The following is a 23,258-nucleotide window of genomic DNA, read 5'->3' as shown; positions in this document are numbered from 1 at the left end:
CCAGCTCAACCAATCAACTGAGCCTGAATGCACAGCTTGGTTTGTAAATAGGAAACGCAAGGCGACTATTGTGATAGATAGTCGCCTTTTTCTATTTCTTTCTAACTCGGTGATCGATACACATTATCGATGACAATTGGGTTGGTTATGATTGTTTATGAAAAGTTATATGAATTATTTCTGCGGAAAGGTAATTCACTGGGTAAGCTGACAGTGTGTGGGGTAATAGCAAATGAGTAGGTAACCACGATGCAGGAGGCCAGACATGATTACATTTAAACAGGTAACAAAGCAGTATGAAGATGGCACAATCGCCGTACAGCCGATGAACTTACATATTGAACAAGGCGAGTTTTTTGTATTGGTGGGACCGAGTGGTTGTGGTAAGACGACTACACTCAAAATGATCAATCGGCTCATCGAACCAAGCTCTGGTATGATCAGCGTCAACAATCAGATTGTACAGGAAATGCAGCCGCATGAGCTGCGACGCGGTATCGGATATGTACTGCAACAGATTGCGCTGTTTCCCCATATGACGGTAGAGCAGAATATCGCCGTCACTCCAGAATTGAGTGGCTGGGATCGCAAAAAAACCGATACACGCATTGATAAGCTGCTGCACATGGTCGGGTTGGACCCATCGGTCTTTCGCACACGGAAACCAGATGAATTATCCGGTGGGCAGCAGCAGCGAATCGGTGTATTACGTGCGCTTGCGGCTGATCCGCCAGTTATTTTAATGGACGAGCCATTTAGCGCCTTGGACCCTATTGCTCGTGAACGTCTGCAAAATGATCTGCTAGCACTGCAAGCTAGTATTCATAAAACAATTGTCTTCGTCACACATGATATTCAGGAGGCAATCAAGCTAGGCGACCGCATCGGTGTTATGCGCGATGGCAAAATGGTTCAAGTCGATACACCGGAGCAGTTGATCCAGCAACCAGCTGATGACTTTGTGCGTGAATTTTTCCGTGCCGCTGGACCGGATGTATCGGCATATGCGTCGGGTATTGCGTCTGAGCGGGGTGAACAATAATGTGGAATGATCTGGTGAACGTGTGGACACAGCGGCAGGATCAATGGCTGGAGGCATTATCGCAGCATATTCTAATCTCGTTTATCGCTTTATTGTTTGCGCTCGTAATCGCGATTCCGCTAGGCATTTACATTTCCCGACATTTGAAAATATCGGAAGGTGTACTTGGTGTCGCTGCTGTGCTGCAAACGATTCCTTCGCTGGCATTGCTTGGTTTGCTGATTCCATTACTTGGTATTGGGATTATTCCAGCGATTGTCGCAATTGTAATCTATGCGTTATTACCAATTCTGCGTAATACCTACACCGGTATCCGCAAAGTCGATCCCTCACTGCTGGAAGCGGCAGACGCGATGGGGATGACGCGCAGTCAGCGTCTATTTAAGGTAGAGCTGCCGTTAGCATTGCCAGTCATTATGGCAGGTATTCGTACCGCTATGGTACTGATTATCGGTACCACGACGCTGGCGGCATTGATCGGTGCTGGTGGTCTGGGTGATATTATTTTGCTAGGGATTGACCGGAATGATACTGCACTGATTCTGCTTGGTGCCATTCCAGCCGCACTGCTGGCAATTGTGTTCGATCTACTGCTGCGGGTAGTGGAGCGAGCGAACTTCCGACGCGCTGTATGGATGCTAGGTATCGCGGCGGTGGTGGTTGTCGCCTTGACTGTCGGTCCACTGGTCAATCAATCGCAAAAGGATCTGGTGATCGCTGGTAAACTCGGCTCTGAGCCAGAAATTCTCATTAATATGTATCAGCAATTGATCGAGCAGGATACCAATCTCAATGTCTCTCTTAAACCGGGACTTGGTAAAACGTCATTCCTATTTAATGCACTGAAAAATGGCGATGTGGACATTTATCCTGAGTTTACGGGTACTGCAATTTCCGAGTTCTTGCGTGAGGATGCCAATAGTACAGATAGTGGCAAGGTCTATCAGCAGGCAAAGGAAGGCATGAAGCAGAAGTTTAATATGGATATGCTGTCGCCGATGCAATACAACAATACGTATGCACTCGCCGTACCGGAACAGTATGCACAGCAGTACAACCTAAATAATATTTCCGATCTGCAACAGGTATCTTCGCAGGTGAAAGTAGGTTTTACGCGTGAATTTGCCGACCGCAATGACGGATATGTAGGAATGCAAAAGCTGTACGGCTTCACGTTTCCGAATCTGACAACAATGGAGCCGAAGCTACGTTATACAGCGATTGAATCTGGTGATATTCAGTTGATCGACGCGTATTCGACGGATAGCGAGCTAGCGCAATACAAATTGAAGGTGCTGGAAGATGATCGGAATCTATTCCCACCGTATCAAGGAGCGCCATTGATGCGAGACGATACGTTTCAGAAATATCCAGAAGTTGTTGAATCGCTGAACAAGCTTGCTGGACAGATTACTGACGATGAGATGCGGCAGATGAACTATCGTGTCAATGTAGGCGGGGAACCCGCAGCGGAGGTAGCACGCAGCTTTTTGGAACAAAAAGGCTTGTTGAAATAATTCATTCAGAAAGTAGATGGAACCACGCCCCTTGGTTGATCTGTTTCTTGTATGAGGGTTTGATGTGATAACGATATAAAATGCAAATAATGATTCCCTTACCCCCAACTTATCCGTTATAATGAAATGATGCTATTCAAGCCGAAGCCGGGTCCAATACAGCGGTGTTCGGATTGTACTTTTAAGCGGGTGGGGGAACTAACGGATTGAGTACTTATCCTTTTACATTTGATTCGAAGCGTCCATTTATGCAGCAAGCAGGCGAATGGATTGCGGATGTTTTTTATGATATTTTGCCGGAAGCTGGACTAGAGCTGCGGGATGAACAGATTTATATGGCTTTTCAGCTCGAAAAAGCATATGCCGAAAAGAAAACGATGTTTGCCGAAGCAGGCGTTGGTACAGGCAAAACGCTGGTGTATCTGCTGTATGCCATTGCATATGCACGCTATACACGCAAGCCAGCAATTATCGCCTGTGCGGATGAATCGCTGATTGAGCAGCTGGTGAAGCCAGAAGGCGATATTAATAAGTTAGCGCAGTATTTGGGACTGAATGTGGATGCACGTCTAGGCAAGTCGCCGGATCAGTACATTTGCCTGAATAAGCTGGATGCTGTGCGCGCAGAGCCGCTATCGGATGATCTTTATCGTGACATTTATACAGACTTACCGGAATTTGTTCATTATACGGATACATTGCAGCGTTTTTATCCATATGGTAATCGTAAAGATTATCCAGAGCTGGATGATGCACAGTGGAATCGAATTGGTTGGGATGTATTTCAGGATTGCCTTGTATGCTCCCAGCGCCATCGCTGTGGTCAGACGCTATCGCGCGATCATTATCGCAAAGCGGCGGATATTATCATTTGTTCGCATGACTTTTATATGGAGCATGTATGGACCTATGAGGGTCGTAAGCGCGAAGGTCAATTGCCGTTGCTACCGGAACATAGCTCAGTTGTGTTTGACGAAGGGCATTTGCTGGAAACGGCTGCGCAAAATGCACTGACGTATAAGCTCAAGCAGGCGTTGTTTGAGAGCATTGTTACGCGCTTGCTGGAAGGCGAAGTACGTGAAACGCTGGCAGTCGCGGTAGAAGAGGTCATTGCGGAGAGCGATCTGCTGTTTGAGCTGCTCGCATCGCATAGCCGCCCAGTACCGGGTTCGGATCGTCGTGATATTCACTGGAACGAGGAACTGCTGAATCAGATTAGCCGAGTGAAGCAGCATATTGATGTGATTGAGGAAGAATTGGTATTTGAAAGTGGTCTATTCACACTGGACGAATATCAGATGAAGATCGTGGAGGAGCATTTGGAGATGATTCAGCTTGCTCTCGGTCTATGTCGCCAGCAGGATCAGTTGATCTCATGGGTAGACGGTGAGGGTGACGATCTAACACTAGTCATCATGCCGAAAAAGGTGAAAGAAGTGCTGGCAGAGATGGTATTCGGTCGCAAAATGCCAGTTATTTTCTCCTCTGCTACGCTGTCGGTAGAAGGTTCTTTCGATTATATCGCTGACAATCTAGGCATTGAGCAGTATTTGTCGTTTTCGGTAGCATCACCATACGATTATGAGGAGCAAATGAAAGCTGAGCTGTTCGACGATGAGACGCTTGCAGGTTCGGCTGTAGCTTCGGGTAGTGTGTCTGCGGTATCCGTAGATCGAAGTGCCGAGCTTCACCGTTTGCAGACGGAAAAGGTATTGTCTCTCATTGCCGACACTGGCGGTCGTTCGCTGCTATTGTTCTCGTCCATGCAGGAATTGAGCGCATTCCGTACAGCTGTGGAAGCAAGCGGCATATCGCTTCCTTACCGGATGCTGTATGAAGGTACAGCAGAGATCAGTCATCTGATCTCCACCTTCCAGCAGGAAGAGAGCAGTGTCCTATGTGCAGTAACGCTATGGGAAGGGCTGGATATACCGGGACCTTCGTTGTCCCGTGTTATTATCTGGTCACTGCCGTTTCCACCAAATGATCCGGTCTTTGCGGCACGTCGCCGCGAGTCGAATGATCCATTTCATGAAGTGGATATGCCGTACATGCTGCTTCGTCTGCGTCAGGGCATCGGTCGCCTGATCCGTTCCAGCGGTGATAGCGGTCATGTGTCAATCTTCGGGCATGAGCTGCTGCGTGATGATGTGCGCCAAGCGGTTCAACAGTTGTTACCATAAAAAAAAGCAACCATCCGGTCTTTCGTATCGAAAGAATCGGATGGTTGCTTTTTTTGCTTTATTATGACAGTGGCGCTGATCCGTTGTTAATGATATCTATAATCTGTCGTGTTGCCTGTTTGGCTTCAGGAATCGGTTGAAGGGGAAATACATGACTCATTTTAGGATATTCAAAATAGTTTAGAGGTACCTGCGCTGCTTCTGCCAATTGCTTGAACCTGCGGGCATCTGGTAAAAACACTTCATGTGTACCAATAAAAAGAGAAATGTCTGTTAATCCTTCCAGCTTCCCATTGATTGGGCTAAGTAAATAAAATTCCCGATCCGTATCGCCAGCATACGTTTTCCCTATCTCAATCAGTCCGTACAGGCTGAGCATAGGGTCCTCAGGCTCTAGTGCAAGAGCATCGGGATTTTGTAATGTAATATCCAGCCAGGGGGAAAGCAAAATAAGATGTTTAGGCTGAGGGATATGTTCTTCTAGCAGCAATTCAGCAAGTGCTAAGGCAAAACCGCCTCCAGCAGAATCGCCCATAAGGATCGTTCGCTCCGAACCTGCTGTTTGTATGATCTCTTTGTAAATGGGCATTACCTTTGCAAAGGATTCCGTATACTGATGGTTAGGCGCTTTGGGATAAATGGGTACAAAGATTGTGGATTTTGTTTGGTCAGCAATGGAAGCCAAAAAGCTCCAGTGTTGTGGTTTCGGTTGACTGATATAAGCTCCACCATGTAAGTACAAAATATGATGATGGGCTGCTGGATGATTCTCATTGAAAATATAGCAATCCATTCCATCGTATTGTTTTTTGCTAATATTGTACTTCGTACGGAGTGTCTCTGGTAATACATATGGCTGTGTGTGCTCGATACGCTTTTGCTCCATGAACTTGTGAAGTCGCTTTTCATCGGAAAAATTCCTTTTATTGCTTAATGTTTTGAGCATCATTTCTACAAGTACGCTTTGTACACTTCGCATGTTATAGTCCTCCCGTGATATGTGGTCCATTGCTACCATTTGCTAGATGTGTACGTGCTCTAGGTGTTTATGGAATCGCGCTCTCGAATTTGGTCTATCTTGTTATATTGTAGTATAGTGAACGTATAACATCACCTTCATTTTCATTCCCTTTGTACCCATCGGGGCTACGTAAAAGGAAGAAACCTACTCATAAATTAACCCATATATTCATAAATGCTTGCCTACTTGGTATTGGTCCACGTATATGAATCGTTTGACGATTCGTATGGACGCATAATATGACCGTAGAACATCATGTTGTCATTCGATAGATTGGCATGAATGTGGTAGGGGTAAATGGTTGATGAGACTATTTCAAGGAGGGATCACCATCATGGCAATATCACTCAAAAAACTAAAAGATCAGGTAATCGTTATCACCGGTGCATCAAGTGGAATAGGTCTGGTTACGGCTAGAATGGCAGCAGCCAAAGGTGCAAAAGTGGTTGTTGCTGCACGCAACGAGGAAGCAATCATTCAGCTGGCGGCAGAGCTGCGCGGTAAAGGCTATCCAGCAACGTGGGTGACTGCGGATGTGGGTAAGGAAGAGGATGTACAACGTATTGCCGATACAGCGATCCGTACCTTCGGACGGTTTGATACATGGATTAATAATGCGGGCGTATCGATCTTCGGTAAAGCAACCGAAGTTAGCATTGACGATATGAAGCGTATGTTTGATACCGTATATTGGGGCGTTGTATACGGATCACGTGTCGCAGTACAGCATTTTGCGGAGCGCGGTGTACCGGGTGCATTGATCAATGTAGGCAGTATTTTTGGCGATCGGGGTGTAGTGCTGCAATCAACTTACTCTTCGGCAAAATTCGCCGTACATGGCTGGACAGAAAATCTGCGTATGGAATTGGAAAAGGAAAAGGCTCCAGTATCCGTTACGCTCATTCATCCGGGGCGAATCGATACACCGTATAACGAACATGCGCATAGCTATCTGGACAAGCAGCCGGCTCACCGTGGTATGATTTATCCGCCACAGGCAGTAGCACGTGCCATCCTGTATGCTGCCGAGCATCCAAAACGTGATATGTTTGTCGGTTCGCAAGCACGTGTAGGCGCATCGTTTGGCAATGCGCTGCCACGTCTAACAGATATTATTTTTGAAGCGTTTATGTTCCGCGGTCAGCAATCCAAGTCGCGTCCGTCCAATCCGAAGGAAACGAGTGCTCTATACAAGCCGGGCTACGGGCTGCATGAACGAGGTACGCATGAAGGGCATATTCGTAAGGGCAGTCTCTATGTGGAAGCCAATCGTCATCCGATCATTACTACGCTGGCACTCGCTGGTTTGGCAACGATTGCTTTTGCAATAGCGAAGAATAAGTGCGACAACTCTAGCACCACTGACGTACGTCTGCCACTCGAAACGATTGATCATGATGCGCCGCAATAAATTAAGCATCGTATGCCTGCTATACATGAATCTATATTCATCGAGATGAAATTATACAAAAGAGCCGGAGGGAATCCACCTCCGGTTTTTTGCTGTACTGCTAATTATGTGATGGAGTTTCCTTGGACAAAGGAGAACTCTACGTATATGGCTAGATGGTTTCTCTAGAACTATGCTTTGTCCGAAACCGCGAAGGCGTCATCCCGCAATGCTGCTTGAATATTCGATAAAAATACTTCATATCCTGAATGCCTACCTCCGCAGCGACGGTCTGCACACTCCAATCCGTTTCGAGCAGTAGCTCACAGCTATGCAGCATCCGTACATGTTGCAATACTTGGACAAATGTCTGCCCGGTTGCTTGTTTGATCAGTCGCTGCAAATGGCGTGGACTGACACCGATCCAGCTGCACAGTGCATCCAGTCGCAGTGGATCGCGATAATGGGTCTCAATATAGCTGATCGCAAACTCAGCTGGATGATCCACCTTTGTCTGTGCTGTAGGGTAGCTGAATTGATGCTGAATATATAAAGTATGCAGCAGATCAAGCAGCAAAATATACTGCTTATGCCGATAGCCAAGCGGCATATTCTGCTGATTCGCCTGCATACTATACATAATGCGGGCAAATTCGTGCTGTTGTTCCCGATAACCGAGCCAAGAATTACGTTGTCGGAAAAAGGCTGCCATCTGCTCAAATTCCGTATCCCACGACGGTTGATCCTCCTGACATTGCGGCTCCAACACCTCCGGTAGCAACAGGCAGTTCAGCATTTGCAGCGGGCGTACATTCACATCCTGATCTTGCTTTTGCAGCATATGCGGTATGCCCGGTGGAATGAAAAATAAATCTCCTTCCGATACCTGCAATGATTGCCGCTCAATAAACAAAATCCCTTGCCCCTCGGAAATATACATCACTTCATAAAAATGATGTGCATGCTGCTGATACGAATGATCCACATCAATTTTAATAAAAGACAGTGGATGATTAGGCTCAAATGGATGTCGTGTATACGGTACTCTATGTCGATTCATGATAGATCTCTCCTACGTATGCTTGTTATGTATTCATGTCGTAATTGCCCATAGATACGTCGCCTTTAACTATATTTCAAATTTGTGTAGTTGGCTACAATGAGAAAGTAATCGATCGGGCATCGTTGATTCATTAGCGTGGCATATTACTTTTTCAAGGAGGCATATGATGACAACATCTACTCTTATCACTCATTTACCTAAGGAGAGCATACCGTATCTACTGCGACGTGGCGAAGGTGAACGCTATTTGTTCGGCAATCAGGTGGCAACGATTATTGCCAATGAACAAAGTACAGGTGGCACATTTGCAGCTGCAATCATCGGCGGCGCAAAAGGAGAGAGTTTCCCGCTGCACAGACACCAGCACACCTTTGAATCCATGTATGTATTGGAAGGAAAAGTACAGCTATTGCTGGATGGGCAAAGTCATTTGCTCCTGCCCGGTGATTATGCGCATATTGCACCGGGTACCGAGCATGCGTACCGGATGATCGGACATCGGAATCGCTTTATTTCCTATTCTGTTAGCGGAGATTCTACAGTGATTTATCCGATCATTGGTGAGCCATATCCACATATTGAATATCCCCCAGTCAGTCAGCATGCGTATGATGAGCAGCAGCTTCGTCAGGCAGAGGAGCAAGCAGACATCGTATTCCACAGAGTCGATGATTCCATTGCCATCCATCGCGAGTTTCCCGCCTATTCACTGGTGGATCATGATCATGTGCCTCGTGAAGTGACCAGTTATGTACTGGAGAGCGGGGAAGGGATTCGGCTCTTGACTGGCGATCAGCTACACCGTCTGCTGGCTACGCAGCAAACGACTGGCGGCGAATACATCGTCGTTGCCAGCGATGGACCGAAAGGCGATGAGATTGTCTCCCATTACCACGAGCATCACACCGAGACCTTCTTCTGTACTCGTGGCAATATGACGATGTGGGCAAATGATCAAGAGGTACAACTGTTTCCCGGCGACTTTTTGCATGTACCTGCCGGAACGGTACATTCCTACCGATTAAACGATCATTTTACACAAGTGGTCGGGTTGCTAGTTAGCGGCTTGTTTGAACCATTTTTCCGTCTACTGGGCGATGAGTATGAGTATCATATGTTTCCGAATGAAGCTGGACCAGTGCGTATGGATCGGGTGATGGCGAATATGGATACGCTTGATCTAAAAGTCGTTGCACCACCTAATTCTCATCAATCCAACTAAAGGAATAATTTCATGAAAATCATCTACATTCTCGCATTTGCTATGATTCTATCGGTTATGAACTCCACCATGTTTAATGTGGCGTTACCAGCACTGCGAACAGAATTTCAACTGACTAGCTCGCAGGTGAGCTGGGTCGTGACTGGCTATATTATCATCTATGCGATTGGTTCCGTCACCTACGGCAAGCTGGCTGACCGCTATAAGTTAAAAAATCTACTGACCTTCGGTCTGCTTGTGTTTGCCATAGGATCACTATTAGGATTTCTAGCGCAAAATTATGCCATGGTCGTTGCTGGGCGGGTGCTGCAATCAGCAGGGGCTTCAGTGATCCCCGCTTCCTCTATGGTGATTCCAATTCGATATGTCCAAGCAGAGCAGCGTGGACGAGCACTAGGCATTACGTCATCCGGCATGGCGCTTGGTACAGCATTAGGTCCAATTGTTGGTGGTCTAGTGACGAGCTTTGCCGATTGGCGGTATTTATTTGCGATCAGCTTGCTCTCGTTGGTAACAATCCCATGTTTTCGTAAATACTTGAATCGCGATCAGACCGAAGCGACACAGATGGATGCAGTAGGCGGAGTGCTGCTCGCATTAAGCGTTACGCTCTTATTGTTGGCAATTACGAATACAAGTATACTACTCGGCTTGCTGACCATTATGCTAGGGATTATCTTCGTCTGGCATAGTAGACGGAAACGAGGAGAAGCGCCTTTCATTGATCTCGCTATGTTTGCGAATCGGAATTATACGATCACGTTGGTGATTGCCTGTCTCATGCTAGTATTCAATCTGTGTGTGCCGTATCTGATTCCACAGCTACTTAGCAGTGTGAACGGGATGAGTTCCTTTCAGATTGGTTTGGTCATGTTCCCCGGTGCGTTAGTGGCGGCGATCTTTGGCATTATTGGTGGTCGGCTTGCGGATCGTCGGGGCAATGCCTTTTTGCTGGGGATTGCATTTACGTTACAGCTGGTGACGTATGGACTATTATCTCTGTTCACTGGAAGTTCGTATGTGGTGATTATGCTGCTACTTGTGCTGGGCAATACTGGGTTGACCTTTGCACAGGTAGGGATTGCGAATACGGTATCACGTACACTGATTGGTTCGCAGGTGGGCGTTGGTATGGGAATGTATATGATGCTGAGCTTTATTTGCGGAGCGGTCGGTACAACGGTGCTTGGCTTGCTGCTGGATCATGGATATAGCGGCTGGGCGCCAAACGCTGTGTTAAGAATGCCGCAGGGGAGTGTGTTTAGCGTAATATTCCTTGTGTTTGCCGTTTGGATCGGTGTGGTCTTTGCTGGTGGATTCTCGTTATTGCGGCGAGGAGAGAGTGATCGGGAGAATGAACAAAAGGTAGACATAACGGAGCGTTAGAAGTAACGTGCAAGCAATGCAGGATCAAGCAAGCAGGAAGCAATAAAGAATCAAGTCAAAAGTAAGCATCCATCGAGAGTAAGTATCAATCGAGAAGTCATGGAGAAATAAGAACTAAAGGCTAATGATACCTGTTACGAGTGACTGGTAATCATCTATGCAATAAGATTATAGATAGTAACGATAAGCGCCCCTTCATTGGACATTGACATTCCTTTTGGATAAACTAATGAACGATGAGGGGGATTTGCTGAAAGCTGAAATGGGCATACGCTCTTCATCCGATATACATAGCTAGAACACAAAGCATAGAAATAATAGAATGAACAGAGAAGGGCTGGTACATAGGATGTATAGAAAAATAGCTGGTGCAATATTGTGTTTGAGTGGTGTATTGCTATATGCTACGTATTTCATTTGTGGTGCATTAGCGGGAGCTGGTAAATTATATGTTTTTTACGATAGCTCGATTCAACATTTGACCACGTTGGGAATTGTGCTATTCATTGTCGGATTGCTGTATATAATATGGGACGAAGTGCTGGATTACCAAAAAAACAGGAAAGCCTAAGGCTCTCCTGTTTTTTTGATGTGTTCATCGCTTTGATTTATTGTTTCACCAACTCAAATGTTTCCCAAGCCCCATCCACACTGCTACGGCTGGCGATCAATGATCCACTGCCGCCGTTCTCGGCAGTGACATACAGATTATTCGCCAGCGACTTCAGCGTGCGCTTGCCATCTGCGGTCGTACCCAGTTCAAATGTCTCCCAAGTACCGATTGCCGTTTTGTTGGCAATTAGCGGGCTGGTCCCTGTATTGTCGGCAGTCACATATTTGCCGTTGATTAGCGAGCGCAGAGCGATGCGGTTGTTGCCTAGATCAATCTGCTCAAAGCGTTCCCATGTGCTCACCGTATCCGAGCGAGCAATCAACGCACCGTTGCCATAATTTTCAGCGGAGACATATTTATTATTCGCGCCTGCTTTCAGTGCTACAATATTGTAGCCATTTTGACGCTGGAACACATGCACGTAATCGATCTGATATTTTTGTGGGAAGGTGGTGCTAGCATCTGGGTTGCCCGGCCAGTTACCACCGACTGCTAGATTCAGCAGCAGGAAGAATGGCTTGTCAAAAGCCCATGTATTGTCGCCTGCATCTACAGGTGTACGGGTATGATACAGATTACCATCAACATACCAGCGAATGGCTGCGGGTTCCCATTCCACAGTATATGTATGGAAGGCATTACTGAATCGTTCGCCGATAGTATAGCCAGCGGACAAGCCGTTGGAGCCAGAATAACCCGGTCCATGAATCGTACCATAGACGGTATTCGGTGCGACGGGACCTACATATTCCATGATGTCGATCTCGCCGCTGCCCGGCCATGGATTGCTGCCAATATCGCTGCCTAACATCCATGCGGCAGGCCAGATACCTTTTCCGTATGGAACCTTGGCTCGAATCTCGATTTTGCCGTATTTGACATTGAATTTGTTAGCAGTGGTCAGGCGGGCAGATGTGTAGGCAGAGCCTTGCATATTTTCCTTGTTTGCCTGAAGAACCAGACTCCCATTTTCCATATACGCATTTTTGGTGCTGTTCGTGTAATACTGCAACTCATTGTTGCCCCAGCCGTTATTGTTGCCGATTTCCTGATTCCATTTGGAAGTATCGACCCCAGTGCCGTTGGCTCCGTTAAAATCGTCTGCCCAGATTTGCACCCACGGACTGGAGGAGGAGGCAGATGCCGTAGAGGAACTTGCACTCCATGGAACAATTAGTGCTGCCGAGCAGATAAATGAGAGTAGAGCCAAGCCTGTCTTTTTGCCATTCATTCGTAAATACACTCCTTTTCAACATGAGGGTGGCGAAGCAGATTGTGATCCAGCAAACACACATACGATAAAGATGAATAAATCACTTTAATCATGGAGATATAAGGAATTTATTCCAGTTCAGTGTAATATAAAAACGCTTACAAAAGTACTTGTTTACGCAAATTTCCGTAATATGATATCCGGTTGGAATGATCGGGCTAAAGCGTTAATCAAAAGATTTATTGAGGATAGATCTATAGAAGATAAACGCAAATGAAGCTTATTTGTATTAAAACAGACGTAAACAGAAAAATTATTTTTATTTATGTTTGAATAAGTTTGTTTTATATTGACTGTGTGAAATGAAAAGCGTATGCTGGACATATACAAAAGCGGCATACAATCTTGCCGAGCAAGAGCAGCTTTATACGGTTACTTCATTTGATTTTATATCTTCAATTTATCTAATCAACTCTATCTATATCCCATTTTTCCCAAGCCCCTTATACCGACTAGCCACTTATTGTGAAAAAAATTACATTCAGGAGTGATAATCATGAGTACATTATCGGTCAATGAATACGTAGCACAGCCTCAGCCATTGGATATTCCGTTTGTTCATGAGATGGCAACTATTACGCAGTGCATGTGGAAATCGGGTTGGGATGAACGAAATGGGGGCAATGTTAGCTGCATTCTCGATGAGCAGGAGGTAGCCCAGTATATCGATATTCACAAGGTAAAACGTGTATTACAACCAGCGTTTCCGATACATGAGCTGGCTGGGCGCTATTTCATCGTAACTGGCTCCGGTAAATACTTTAAAAATGTACTGGATAATCCCGCGGGCAACCTGGGTGTACTGCGTGTATCGGCAGATGGAGCGCAATTGGAGGTCTTGTGGGGATTGGACAATGGAGCCGTACCGACGAGTGAGTTGCCCGCGCATTTTATGAGTCATATCGAACGGTTGCGGGTTGATCCGCAGCACCGCGTCGTGATTCACAACCATGCTACCCATACATTGGCGATGACCTTTGTCCATGATCTGGACGAAAATGCCTTTACCCGCACACTTTGGGAGATGTGTACGGAATGTATCGTCGTATTTCCAGACGGGATCGGCATGCTTCCATGGATGGTGCCTGGATCGAGTCAGATTGGTCGTGCCACTGCTGACAAAATGAAAGAGCATCGCGCCGTCATCTGGCCACAGCATGGCATTTTTGGCACTGGTAGCTGTATAGATGAAGCGTTTGGTTTGATTGAAACGATTGAAAAGGCAGCTCAAATTTATATGTTGATTGCCCATCTGCCAATCCGCCAGAAAATCACGACAAGCGAGTTGAGTGATCTGGCACAGGCATTTGGTGTAACGCCGCGAGCTGGTATTTTGAACGGATAAAAGAAGACAGTCGCAAATATAGCCCTATCTCTATCTGCGAATGGAAGATAGTGAGGATTCATGCCGAAATTGGTGAATAAAAGAGACGGATGCGGTATTGGTATTTCTGTATTTGCTATTAAATCAGCAAAAGAGTCCCGACTATGGGACTCTTTTTGGTTGATCCTATATCTGCATCTGAATCTACATCTGCGTCTATAGCTATATTGTTATCTCGATTTCTATTTCTTTTCATCCTGAGCTGCCCTAAGTAGATTGGACTAACAGAAAGTTCCCACAATCCCTGTCCTCATTTTTGATTATAGTGGCAATGTCACAATGAAACAGCTTCCTTCCCCGGGTGTACTGCGTACCTGAATCGTTCCATGATGCGCCTCCACAATCCAACGGGCAATCGACAGACCTAGACCATATCCTTCCGTTTGGCGATTGCGCGCCGGATCGACTCGGTAAAATCGGTCAAAGATCAGTGCTTGATCCTCCTGCGATATACCGATGCCAGTATCCTGCACGGATATAATGGCTTTATCGTGCTTTTCACCGCTGCGCTGCAAAGACAGCGCGACTTTTCCGCCTTCTGGTGTATATTTGATCGCATTATCCAGCAAAATAATCAGCAACTGATGGACACGCTCGGCATCGCAGCGACAAACGACAGCTTCATCGTTATGATAATCCAGCTGAATGTTTCGTGCTTTGGCGAGCGGCTCAACCGATGATAATGCCTGCTGTGCCTGAATATTCAGATCATGACTGATCCTATGCAGCTGAATATGACCCGAATCGGAACGTGCTAGCATCAGCAGACTACTGGACAGTTGGGTCATGCGCTGGACCTCATGCTTCATATTTTGCACTACTCGGTTGATGAACGGGTTGCTGGTCACTTCTTCTTCCATCTGTATTGTCTCGATAGAAGAGAGCAGCACACTGAGCGGGGTACGCAGCTCATGTGAAGCATCAGCGGTAAATGCACGCTGTCGCTCATAGGAAGCAGCGATTGGAATCATCGCCCGTTTTGCCATCCGGCTACTAAAATAAACCGCCAACGTACAGAACAAGAACACCGTGATCCCGATACCAAGCAGTAAGCTGTAAAATTGCCGATATGACTCGGTCACATCCTGTCCTACATAAAGTATGCCAATCATTTGACCGTTGACTATGACGGGATCGGCAGTTACCAGCATTTGTATAGGTTCGTCGTTATCATCGTTGTGCTTGTGTATATCACGATTGTTGAGATCGGGATCATTTTGCTTTTCAGTGGATCCAATCTTCTTGCCTGTGAGTAGAATATGTTGATTGCGTTGAGTCGGTAAGGGAACTTGGTTTGCTTGGGCATGCTGTACTAAAGCATTCAGCGTAGTAGAAAAGTCAGAGCTTCCCATCAACGTACTTCCATCTGTACCGACGAATAGATTGCCATTTAAATACATATCATTGACGAGATAGTATTCCATATCCTCTTGTAAGCTATCATCCGAGTCGGCGGAACGATATGCAGTAAAGGTGCGAATTTTTTGCTCTATCGTTTCGCGCAGGGACACCTGCTGCCCATGAATCAGCAAATCATACAGCAAGCCGTACAGAATCATGACAAACAGCAGCAGAAAAGAAATCAGCACGAGGCTGTATTTGCGTGTCAGCTGACCACGTGTCTGTTTGAAAATATCGGACGATCTGTGAGTAAGCTGATCCGCTCGTCTATTTTTCCATTTTGTAACCAAGCCCTCGCGCACTCTGGATCAGCTCCTTGTTGTCTAATTCGGCAAGCTTGCGACGTAGTAGCTTGACCGTAGCATCAATCGTCTTAGGCTCAACGTCTGCATCAAGCCCCCAGATGCGATCCAGAATCACGTCTCGCTTTAGAACGAATCCGCGATTTTGTGCTAATAAATCAAATAATTGAAATTCGCGCGGCGTCAGCTGTACGGAACGCGAGCCAAGCGAGATGGTCTGACAGGTGCGGTTTAGCCATAGATTGCCGATACGGATTTCCTCTGCCTGCATAGGCGCATAATTGCGGCGGGACAGTGCGCGTAATCGTGCCAGCAACTCACCGATTTCAAACGGCTTTACGAGATAATCGTCTGCTCCTGCATCCAATCCGTCGATTCGATCTTGCAGCGCATCACGCGCGGTCAGCATGAGAATCGCGCGCTCATAACCTTCGTGGCGGAGTCGTTTGCATACATCTGCTCCGTCACCACCGGGCATCATTCGATCTAATATGAGAACGTCATATGATTCGCAGACGGCTTGCTCGTACGCATCTTCGCCGGTTGTTACCCAATGTACAGCATGACCAGCCTTTTTTTGCAGCATGTGTACAATCAGTTCACCTAGCCGAATATCATCCTCAGCCAAAAGAATATTCATCCTTCTATGTTCCCCCGTTCATGTCGTCCTCAAGATCAAGTAGAGGATGATTCATGTTGTCTTTATTTTTTCAGCATATCACGGCTCAATGAAAATTCAATGAAATGGTAATGAGGGAGTCTGTGAGAACATAGCGATTCTTTCACCGTAATTTCACCATCCTATCCTACACTTGGATTCAGAACGATCGACCAATGATTCTCGTATCGGTATATCTGATACAGTCAAAAAATTATACAGTGAGGATGATATCCATGAACAATCAAACGCGAATCAAATGGATGACCGGCTTGTCTGGAGCATTGCTGTTTACAGGCTTTATCGGTTGGATTCAGCATAATGAGCAGGCAGAGGCATCGACAACCGACCATTCGTTGGCTGGCAATGTATCGGCACTTCCTCAAAATGATGAACAATCTGCATCAACACTAGATGTATTACAGCAACAGTGGAGCGAAGAGTCGGGAACACTATCGAGTCCGAGCGATGTCACCGCATCATCGCTTGAGACTGCTGCCACTCCGCTTCAAGCTGAACATCTATCCGCAGTCTCTCACAAAGCCCACAAGACAAAGAAAAGTGACCGTTCCGCTTCCAGTAAAACTGCTAAGACCACTACGCATACACGCACACATGCTTCGTGATGTCATACGGAAGACATTCCATTCATGATCCTTTGAGCTGCTGCATGAACATCAACGTATCACAGCAAGAGGAGGGAGCACGTTGTATAGCTTTCAAGCTATGAGTACTCTATTTTACATTGCAGGTTTAGAGGAGCAGGATATTCAGCGTGCCGAATCGTGGTTTGCTTTTGTTGAGCGACATTTGAGTCGGTTTGATCCTCAAAGTGAGCTGTCACAGCTCAATCGTCAGCAGGGGTATCCATTTTATGCCTCAGCCTTACTATATGAAGCGATGAGTCAGGCTATACAGTACCAGCAGCGCACGGATCATTTGTTTGATCCTTTTATGGGACAAATATTGACCCGCATTGGTTATCCCAATCAGAATTCGCTTTCGACCGCTACAATGCCTATAGTATCTCTACAGGCGAATGAATTCAGTAACGCTGCTCATGCAATTACACAGACAATGAATGGACATCAGTGGGGAGATTTTTCGTACATGCAGTCCCATGGTCGAATATGCACGCTAGACCCAATATTGCGAACGGTTCATGTTCATGCGGATGTCTCGGTCGACCTAGGTGGCATTGCCAAAGGATGGAGTGCAGAGCAATATGCGCTGATGATGCGTCAGCAGGGGGTGGCAAGTGGCATGGTAAATGCGGGTGGCGATCTGATCATATGGGGAAGTAATCTGCAAGATTATGTAGTGGATGTTGCCGATCCGTGGTCAAGCGGACAGCATATTGCTTCCCTACACATGCACAAGGATGCCGGAGTAGCAACAAGCAGCACGATCAAACGCAGCTGGCAAAATGGAGCTGGACACCATCATCATTTGCTTGATCCTCGTACCGGAATGCCTGCGCAATCGGATTGGGTACAGCTCACCGTCATCAGCGATTCGCTGACCGATGCCGAAGTGTATGCCAAATGTGTGCTTATTCTCGGTAAACAGCAAGGACCGGCGTGGCTGCGCCGACAATGCCCTGATGCCGCTATGATCGGTGTAACGCAGGACGGGCGCTGTCTAATCGACGGACCGCTAGATCGATATGTCACCTTGACGGGACAAGGAGAGTGGATGAATAATGAGTAATCTGTGGAGTGAGCTGGGCAATATGATCAACGTTTGGTACACAACGCGTGCTGCCGGTTTGACGGCATATCTGCTGCTGTTTGTTGCGGTAAGTGCGGGGATGCTGCAAGGCAGCAGCTTTTCCAAAGGCAAGCGTAAGCTGATCATTAGTCAAATTCATCAATGGTGTGGGTGGTTTGGGCTTTTGTTCGGAATGATTCACGGGCTTGTATTGGTATTTGACGATTATATCGGTTATTCCATCTGGCAACTGCTCATTCCGTTTGCTACGCCGCATGAGCGATGGTTGACTGGATTGGGTACGATATCCTTTTATATGCTACTGCTCATTATGATCAGCTCGGACTATATGAAGGCATTCGGCAAAAAGGTGTGGAGAACGATTCACTTTTTGGCGTTGCCCACTTATGCTATGGCTTTGCTGCATGGGACATTGCTCGGTACAGATACCAAGTCTGCTCCCATCTGGTGGATGTATATGATAACAGCATCGATAACAGGTGTGTTGTTGCTGGCACGAATCTTTTGGTTTAAGCGTAAGTCCAAGTCACCGCGCCCTTCCTCATCCGGCTCAGCGACAGCAATGTGATCGTACAAACTCGTGATCGTAGACGGATTTGCAGCATTTTTTTGAGTCAATGTTAAATTAGTATTAGAACCTGGTACTAGGACGTGCTATACTGTATGGAAGCTTTCGAACATTCTTTCCTAATTATATAGCACAAAGGGGTCATGACATTGAATCAACAAGATTGGATTGCACCGGAACGATACAATATCACTTCGGAAATGGAAAAACATAACCCTGCCAAGCTTGCACTAAAATGGCTGAATGAAGCCGGAGAGCAAGCCGAGATTACGTACGGTAATCTGCTAGAGCAAGCCAACCAGCTTGCCAACGGTATGCAGCAGCTTGGACTCAAGCGCGGCGACAAGGTGCTGGTCATGGTACCAAGACAGATTATTGCCTATATTATTTACCTTGCCTGTCTGAAAAGCGGCATTGTTATTATTCCATCCTCAGAAATGCTGCGCGCTAAGGATCTTGCTTATCGTCTGCACCATTCACAAGCACGCGCAGTTATCGCTTGGTCCAATGTAACTGCCGAGGTAGACAAAATCGATGAGAACCTGCCAGAATGGGCATGGAAAATCTCTGTTGCTGCCGACGATAGCGTATTACCAGCAAACTGGTTGGATCTGCGCGGCTTGATGAACGACCAATCGGATCAATTCGCCGCAGTCGATACGCATCGCGACGATATGGCGATCCTCGCCTATACATCCGGTACGACCGGTAATCCCAAAGGCGTTGTACACAGTCATGGCTGGGGATATGCTCACCTACGCATTACTCGCCCGTGGCTCGATATTCGTGAAGACGATACCGTTTGGGCAACCGCTGCACCAGGCTGGCAAAAATGGATTTGGAGCCCGTTCCTGTCCGTGCTTGGCTGGGGAGCGACTGGATTGGTCTACAATGGACCATTTCAACCGCACAAATACTTGCAGCTGCTGCAAGAGCATCGCGTGAACGTGCTTTGCTGTACACCAACCGAATATCGCTTAATGGCGAAAACAGAAGGTCTGGGCGATTACGATCTGTCAGCGCTGCGTAGTGCCGTGTCTGCTGGGGAACCGCTCAATGAAGAAGTCATTCATACCTTCCGTCGTCATTTTGATATTACAATCCGCGATGGCTATGGTCAGACGGAAAGCACACTGCTGATCGGTAATCTGACTGGTGCACCGGTTCGTCTTGGCGCTATGGGGCAATCCATCTCACCAGGGCTGGTTGAGATTATTGATGAACATGGTCAGCCAGTACCAGTTGGTGAAGTTGGAGATATTGCCGTACGTAATGACATGCCTGCACTGTTCCAAACGTATTATCTTGATCCACAGCGCAAGCAGCAAAGTGTGAATGGCGAATACTTTGTTACTGGCGACCGTGCACGCCGCGATGAAGAGGGCTACTTCTGGTTTGAAGGTCGTGGTGACGATATTATTATCAGCTCTGGCTATACGATTGGACCGTTTGAAGTAGAAGAGGCGCTGATGAAGCATCAGGCGGTGAAGGAATGTGCCGCAGTTGCCAGCCCGGACGAGATTCGCGGACATATTGTCAAAGCATTCATCGTACTGCGTGACGGAGTGGAAGGTTCGCCAGAGCTAGTACGTGAACTGCAAAACCATGTCAAAGAATGGACAGCTCCTTACAAATATCCGCGTAAAATCGAATTTGTCAGCGATTTGCCTAAAACCAGCTCTGGTAAAATTCGTCGTATTGAGCTGCGCGATCAGGAGCATAACAAGCAATAATGAGTTCAACCTATCACTAAAAAGACAGCAGATTGATTAAGCCGATACACGAGAGAAATAATAATTCTCCATTTACAGTCTGTGCAGATCGATATGTTTTTCAGTTAAAAGGAATTATATCATTTGCATGCGCAGCATCTGTTTTGTCCAAACACTTCTATAACAATAGCGTGGTATCACGGTTTCTTTCCGTGAACCACGCTTTTTTTGTGCTAAAATCCAGCCTTATTACACAAAATGAAACAAATATCGACAATAATATACTAATTAAGCCTATTAGATATAACTTTTTGTACGTCTCGTTTCGATAATGTAGAATAGGACGCTTTTTGACTTCAGCTGGAGGGCGACAGTATGTACACATTTGTGACTGTATTTTTTCTTTCGTTTGTTCCGTTTGTGATTCTTGGTCTGCTGGCGCTCAAGATTTTGTGGCGACATCCCGATCATCCGCTGCATCGTCTGACGATGATGCTGATTGGTACGCTTGCATTGATTTTTTTGAGCGATTTTTTGACGCAGGTGCTCAATCATGAGATTGCCAGACAAATTACCATTCGAGGAACTTACATTTTCAGCTTTTGCGCGATGGCATTGCTGATTTATTTTTTTACAAAATTAAGTCGTATCACCTTACCTGGTATTGTGCTGCATACAGCAGCGATCATTCCGCTATGTGGCATTATTCTGATGGAGTGGATGCCATCTGTATTCGGTATTACAGTAGCCCAAGGACGCTATTGGCGAGTCGAAGTACAGAGTATCGGTTTTCAGTATTTGGTCATCGTTACGTCCTGTTACACGATGGCTTATTTGCTGCTCATTATGTTTTTTGGATATCGCAAGTTAAGAAGTAAGAGAATTTACCAGCATGAACAGCGTATGATGCTAACTATTATTCGTGGTAGCGCCTATGCCGTTGTATGGTTGCTGGGTAGCTTTATGATTGGAGCATGGCTACGTGACAACCCGTATTTCCCGATTGACAGCTTGCCTACATATGCCGGTTTAATTCTGGCTTACACATTGCAGCTGTCCATGAACAAGCATCAATTTTTGGTCGGTGAAGTGCAGCGTTACAAGCTGCTATTTACGTTATCGACCCATGGGATTGCGCTGATTAATTCTCGTGGCATCGCGATTGAAATGAATCCTGCATTTCGCGCGATTATGGGCGTATCTGCCGACCGAAATGATATTAGTGTACTTCAGTTATATCCATTAGATCAGCGTGAGAGTATTATTCATATGCACAAAAAGGGCTATCGTGAACGCAAAATGCCGCAAGGCGTTCAATTGCCGATTATCAACTTTCTTGGCAAACAGCTAACGATTGAAGTGAATAGCGATTTTCTTGAGATTGAAGGCGAATTGTACTGCTATGCCATGATTCGCGATATTACGAAGGAACAAAAGGATCAGGAGCGTTTATTGGAGCTTGCCTATACGGATTCTCTGACTGGTTTAGCCAATCGTTATCAGTTCAGTCTGTACATTGAGCAGATATTGAAGCAGTGCCGAGCGGACGGTACGCATATCGCTGTTATGCAAATGGATGTGGATCATTTTAAATGGATCAATGATACGATGGGTCACTCTGCGGGTGATCAGCTGCTCGTTCATATCGCTGAACTGATCACCCGCCATATTCCAGATGGCAGTCAGGTCGCCCGTATGGGTGGGGATGAATTTGCACTGCTCTGTACGTTGACCTCAGATCAATTGCAGCAGGAAGCGACGGCAATTGCTACACGTATTTTGGAAGGCTTCCGTAGAGAAGTGAATTTGAAGGAGAAGTATTATGATGTGTCCTGTAGTATCGGGATTTACATTTCTGAGAATGATCAGGATACACCGGAGATGCTGCTGAGTCATGCAGATATTGCTATGTACAATGCTAAGAAGCTAGGACGTAACCAATATCAAGTGTTCAATGAACAACTCAAAAATTCTGCGGAACGACTGATGCAGCTACAACGCGGCTTAGAGGCTGCACTGAAATATGATGAATTTTCGCTAGTCTACCAGCCTCAGGTGGATATTCGCACAGATCGTACCGTTGGTGTGGAGGCGCTGTTGCGCTGGAATTCGGGAACCCTTGGCACCGTGTCACCGCAAGAATTCATTCCGATTGCTGAACAGAACGGATTGATTCGACCGATTGGCGAGTGGGTGATGAAGGAAGCAGCCCGTCAGGCAGCGCAGTGGGAGCAGGAAGGTATGGGGGAACTCAAAATGTCGGTCAATGTATCGGCAAGTCAGCTCAACGATCCGCATTTTATTATGAAGATGCGTCATGTGCTAGAGCATACTGCATTGCCACCGCACTTATTTTGTTTGGAGTTTACAGAAAGTGTCGCGATTCGGGAGAGTGAGCATATCCATGATATTTGTGCCAATGTAATTGCGATGGGTAGCTCACTGTCGGTGGACGATTTTGGGACAGGGTATTCCTCGCTGCGAACGGTAACGAGCATTCCTTTTCAATGTATCAAAATTGATCGCTCGCTGATCTTTGATATTGACCGAAACTCCCGCAGTGAAGCGGTTGTACGCTCTGTATTGGAGCTGGCGGAGCAGCTGAATATGGGCGTATTAGCTGAAGGCGTAGAGACGGTGCGGCAGGTGGAATTATTGAAGCGACTGGGTTGTCATTATGTGCAGGGCTATTATTATGCTCGCCCGATGAGTGCCGATGAACTGCGACAATGGCTCATTTCAAGCTGACAGTCGTTTCCAGTCAACTCCAATAGAACAAAACCCTAACAATT

At 46.4% G+C, this 23,258-nt stretch carries 16 protein-coding genes and 1 pseudogene; 12 read left to right on the top strand and 5 right to left on the bottom strand.

What is annotated here, in order from left to right; all coding sequences use genetic code 11:
- Positions 1-265: 265 nt before the first annotated feature.
- From ABXR35_RS08790 to ABXR35_RS08780, 3 genes and pseudogenes are all read left to right on the top strand, one after another.
- Positions 266-973 (top strand): annotated as a pseudogene (locus tag ABXR35_RS08790) (ABC transporter ATP-binding protein); the annotation flags it as partial.
- Positions 974-1,041: 68 nt separating this feature from the next.
- Positions 1,042-2,559 (top strand): ABC transporter permease/substrate-binding protein, encoded by a 1,518-nt coding sequence (locus ABXR35_RS08785; RefSeq protein WP_367058316.1) that lies wholly within the window; start codon positions 1,042-1,044, stop codon positions 2,557-2,559.
- A 206-nt stretch (positions 2,560-2,765) separates the two neighbouring features.
- The gene (locus tag ABXR35_RS08780; RefSeq protein WP_367058313.1) at positions 2,766-4,742 is read left to right on the top strand and encodes an ATP-dependent DNA helicase; all 1,977 of its coding nucleotides are present in this window, start codon (positions 2,766-2,768) and stop codon (positions 4,740-4,742) included.
- 61 nt (positions 4,743-4,803) lie between these two features.
- On the opposite strand, the gene ABXR35_RS08775 is transcribed toward ABXR35_RS08780, so the two are convergent.
- Positions 4,804-5,721, bottom strand: a complete 918-nt coding sequence (locus ABXR35_RS08775; RefSeq protein ID WP_367058310.1) for an alpha/beta hydrolase — start codon at positions 5,719-5,721, stop codon at positions 4,804-4,806.
- 376 nt (positions 5,722-6,097) lie between these two features.
- On the opposite strand from ABXR35_RS08775, the gene ABXR35_RS08770 reads away from it, so the two are divergent.
- Positions 6,098-7,174, top strand: a complete 1,077-nt coding sequence (locus ABXR35_RS08770) for an SDR family oxidoreductase (protein ID WP_367058307.1) — start codon at positions 6,098-6,100, stop codon at positions 7,172-7,174.
- Positions 7,175-7,325: 151 nt separating this feature from the next.
- On the opposite strand, the gene ABXR35_RS08765 is transcribed toward ABXR35_RS08770, so the two are convergent.
- A complete protein-coding gene (locus ABXR35_RS08765) occupies positions 7,326-8,213 on the bottom strand; it encodes a helix-turn-helix domain-containing protein (RefSeq protein ID WP_367058304.1) in 888 nt (295 codons plus the stop codon).
- A gap of 169 nt (positions 8,214-8,382) precedes the next feature.
- Here ABXR35_RS08765 and ABXR35_RS08760 point away from each other — a divergent pair, with 169 nt between their 5' ends.
- Together ABXR35_RS08760 and ABXR35_RS08755 are read left to right on the top strand one after the other, a co-directional pair.
- Positions 8,383-9,438 carry a quercetin 2,3-dioxygenase gene (locus ABXR35_RS08760; protein ID WP_367058301.1) on the top strand — a complete coding sequence of 352 codons (1,056 nt, stop codon included), beginning with the start codon at positions 8,383-8,385 and terminating at the stop codon, positions 9,436-9,438.
- A gap of 12 nt (positions 9,439-9,450) precedes the next feature.
- Positions 9,451-10,824 carry an MFS transporter gene (locus tag ABXR35_RS08755; protein WP_367058298.1) on the top strand — a complete coding sequence of 458 codons (1,374 nt, stop codon included), beginning with the start codon at positions 9,451-9,453 and terminating at the stop codon, positions 10,822-10,824.
- Positions 10,825-11,432: 608 nt separating this feature from the next.
- Here ABXR35_RS08755 and ABXR35_RS08750 read toward each other — a convergent pair.
- Positions 11,433-12,668 carry a family 16 glycosylhydrolase gene (locus tag ABXR35_RS08750; protein WP_367058295.1) on the bottom strand — a complete coding sequence of 412 codons (1,236 nt, stop codon included), beginning with the start codon at positions 12,666-12,668 and terminating at the stop codon, positions 11,433-11,435.
- A 538-nt stretch (positions 12,669-13,206) separates the two neighbouring features.
- Between ABXR35_RS08750 and rhaD the strand changes: the two genes are divergently transcribed.
- Positions 13,207-14,055 (top strand): rhamnulose-1-phosphate aldolase, encoded by an 849-nt coding sequence (gene rhaD / locus ABXR35_RS08745; protein WP_367058292.1) that lies wholly within the window; start codon positions 13,207-13,209, stop codon positions 14,053-14,055.
- Between the two features lie 299 nt (positions 14,056-14,354).
- Here the strand turns inward: rhaD and ABXR35_RS08740 are convergent, their stop codons facing one another.
- Both ABXR35_RS08740 and ABXR35_RS08735 read right to left on the bottom strand, forming a co-directional pair.
- Positions 14,355-15,797 carry a sensor histidine kinase gene (locus tag ABXR35_RS08740; RefSeq protein WP_367058290.1) on the bottom strand — a complete coding sequence of 481 codons (1,443 nt, stop codon included), beginning with the start codon at positions 15,795-15,797 and terminating at the stop codon, positions 14,355-14,357.
- Positions 15,763-16,437, bottom strand: a complete 675-nt coding sequence (locus ABXR35_RS08735) for a response regulator transcription factor (protein WP_367058287.1) — start codon at positions 16,435-16,437, stop codon at positions 15,763-15,765. Before ABXR35_RS08735 ends, ABXR35_RS08740 begins: the two co-directional genes overlap by 35 nt.
- Positions 16,438-16,691: 254 nt before the next feature.
- On the opposite strand from ABXR35_RS08735, the gene ABXR35_RS08730 reads away from it, so the two are divergent.
- The 5 genes from ABXR35_RS08730 to ABXR35_RS08710 all read left to right on the top strand — a co-directional run bounded on the left by ABXR35_RS08730 (position 16,692) and on the right by ABXR35_RS08710 (position 23,214).
- The gene (locus ABXR35_RS08730) at positions 16,692-17,081 is read left to right on the top strand and encodes a hypothetical protein (protein ID WP_367058284.1); all 390 of its coding nucleotides are present in this window, start codon (positions 16,692-16,694) and stop codon (positions 17,079-17,081) included.
- Positions 17,082-17,163: 82 nt separating this feature from the next.
- Positions 17,164-18,165 carry an FAD:protein FMN transferase gene (locus tag ABXR35_RS08725; RefSeq protein WP_367058281.1) on the top strand — a complete coding sequence of 334 codons (1,002 nt, stop codon included), beginning with the start codon at positions 17,164-17,166 and terminating at the stop codon, positions 18,163-18,165.
- Positions 18,158-18,754, top strand: coding sequence for a ferric reductase-like transmembrane domain-containing protein (locus tag ABXR35_RS08720; RefSeq protein WP_367058278.1), 597 nt, complete (start codon positions 18,158-18,160; stop codon positions 18,752-18,754). The genes ABXR35_RS08725 and ABXR35_RS08720 overlap by 8 nt, the downstream gene beginning before the upstream one ends.
- Positions 18,755-18,954: 200 nt before the next feature.
- Positions 18,955-20,487, top strand: coding sequence for an acetate--CoA ligase (locus tag ABXR35_RS08715; protein ID WP_436669356.1), 1,533 nt, complete (start codon positions 18,955-18,957; stop codon positions 20,485-20,487).
- A gap of 354 nt (positions 20,488-20,841) precedes the next feature.
- Positions 20,842-23,214, top strand: coding sequence for a putative bifunctional diguanylate cyclase/phosphodiesterase (locus ABXR35_RS08710; RefSeq protein ID WP_367058272.1), 2,373 nt, complete (start codon positions 20,842-20,844; stop codon positions 23,212-23,214).
- The last annotated feature ends 44 nt before the right edge of the window (positions 23,215-23,258 follow it).

Origin of the sequence: Paenibacillus sp. JQZ6Y-1, from assembly GCF_040719145.1 — a bacterium.
Lineage (GTDB): Bacteria > Bacillota > Bacilli > Paenibacillales > Paenibacillaceae > Saccharibacillus > Saccharibacillus kandeliae.
The sequence above is the reverse complement of the archived record's forward strand: the minus strand, read 5'-3'. Positions and strand labels throughout refer to the sequence as shown.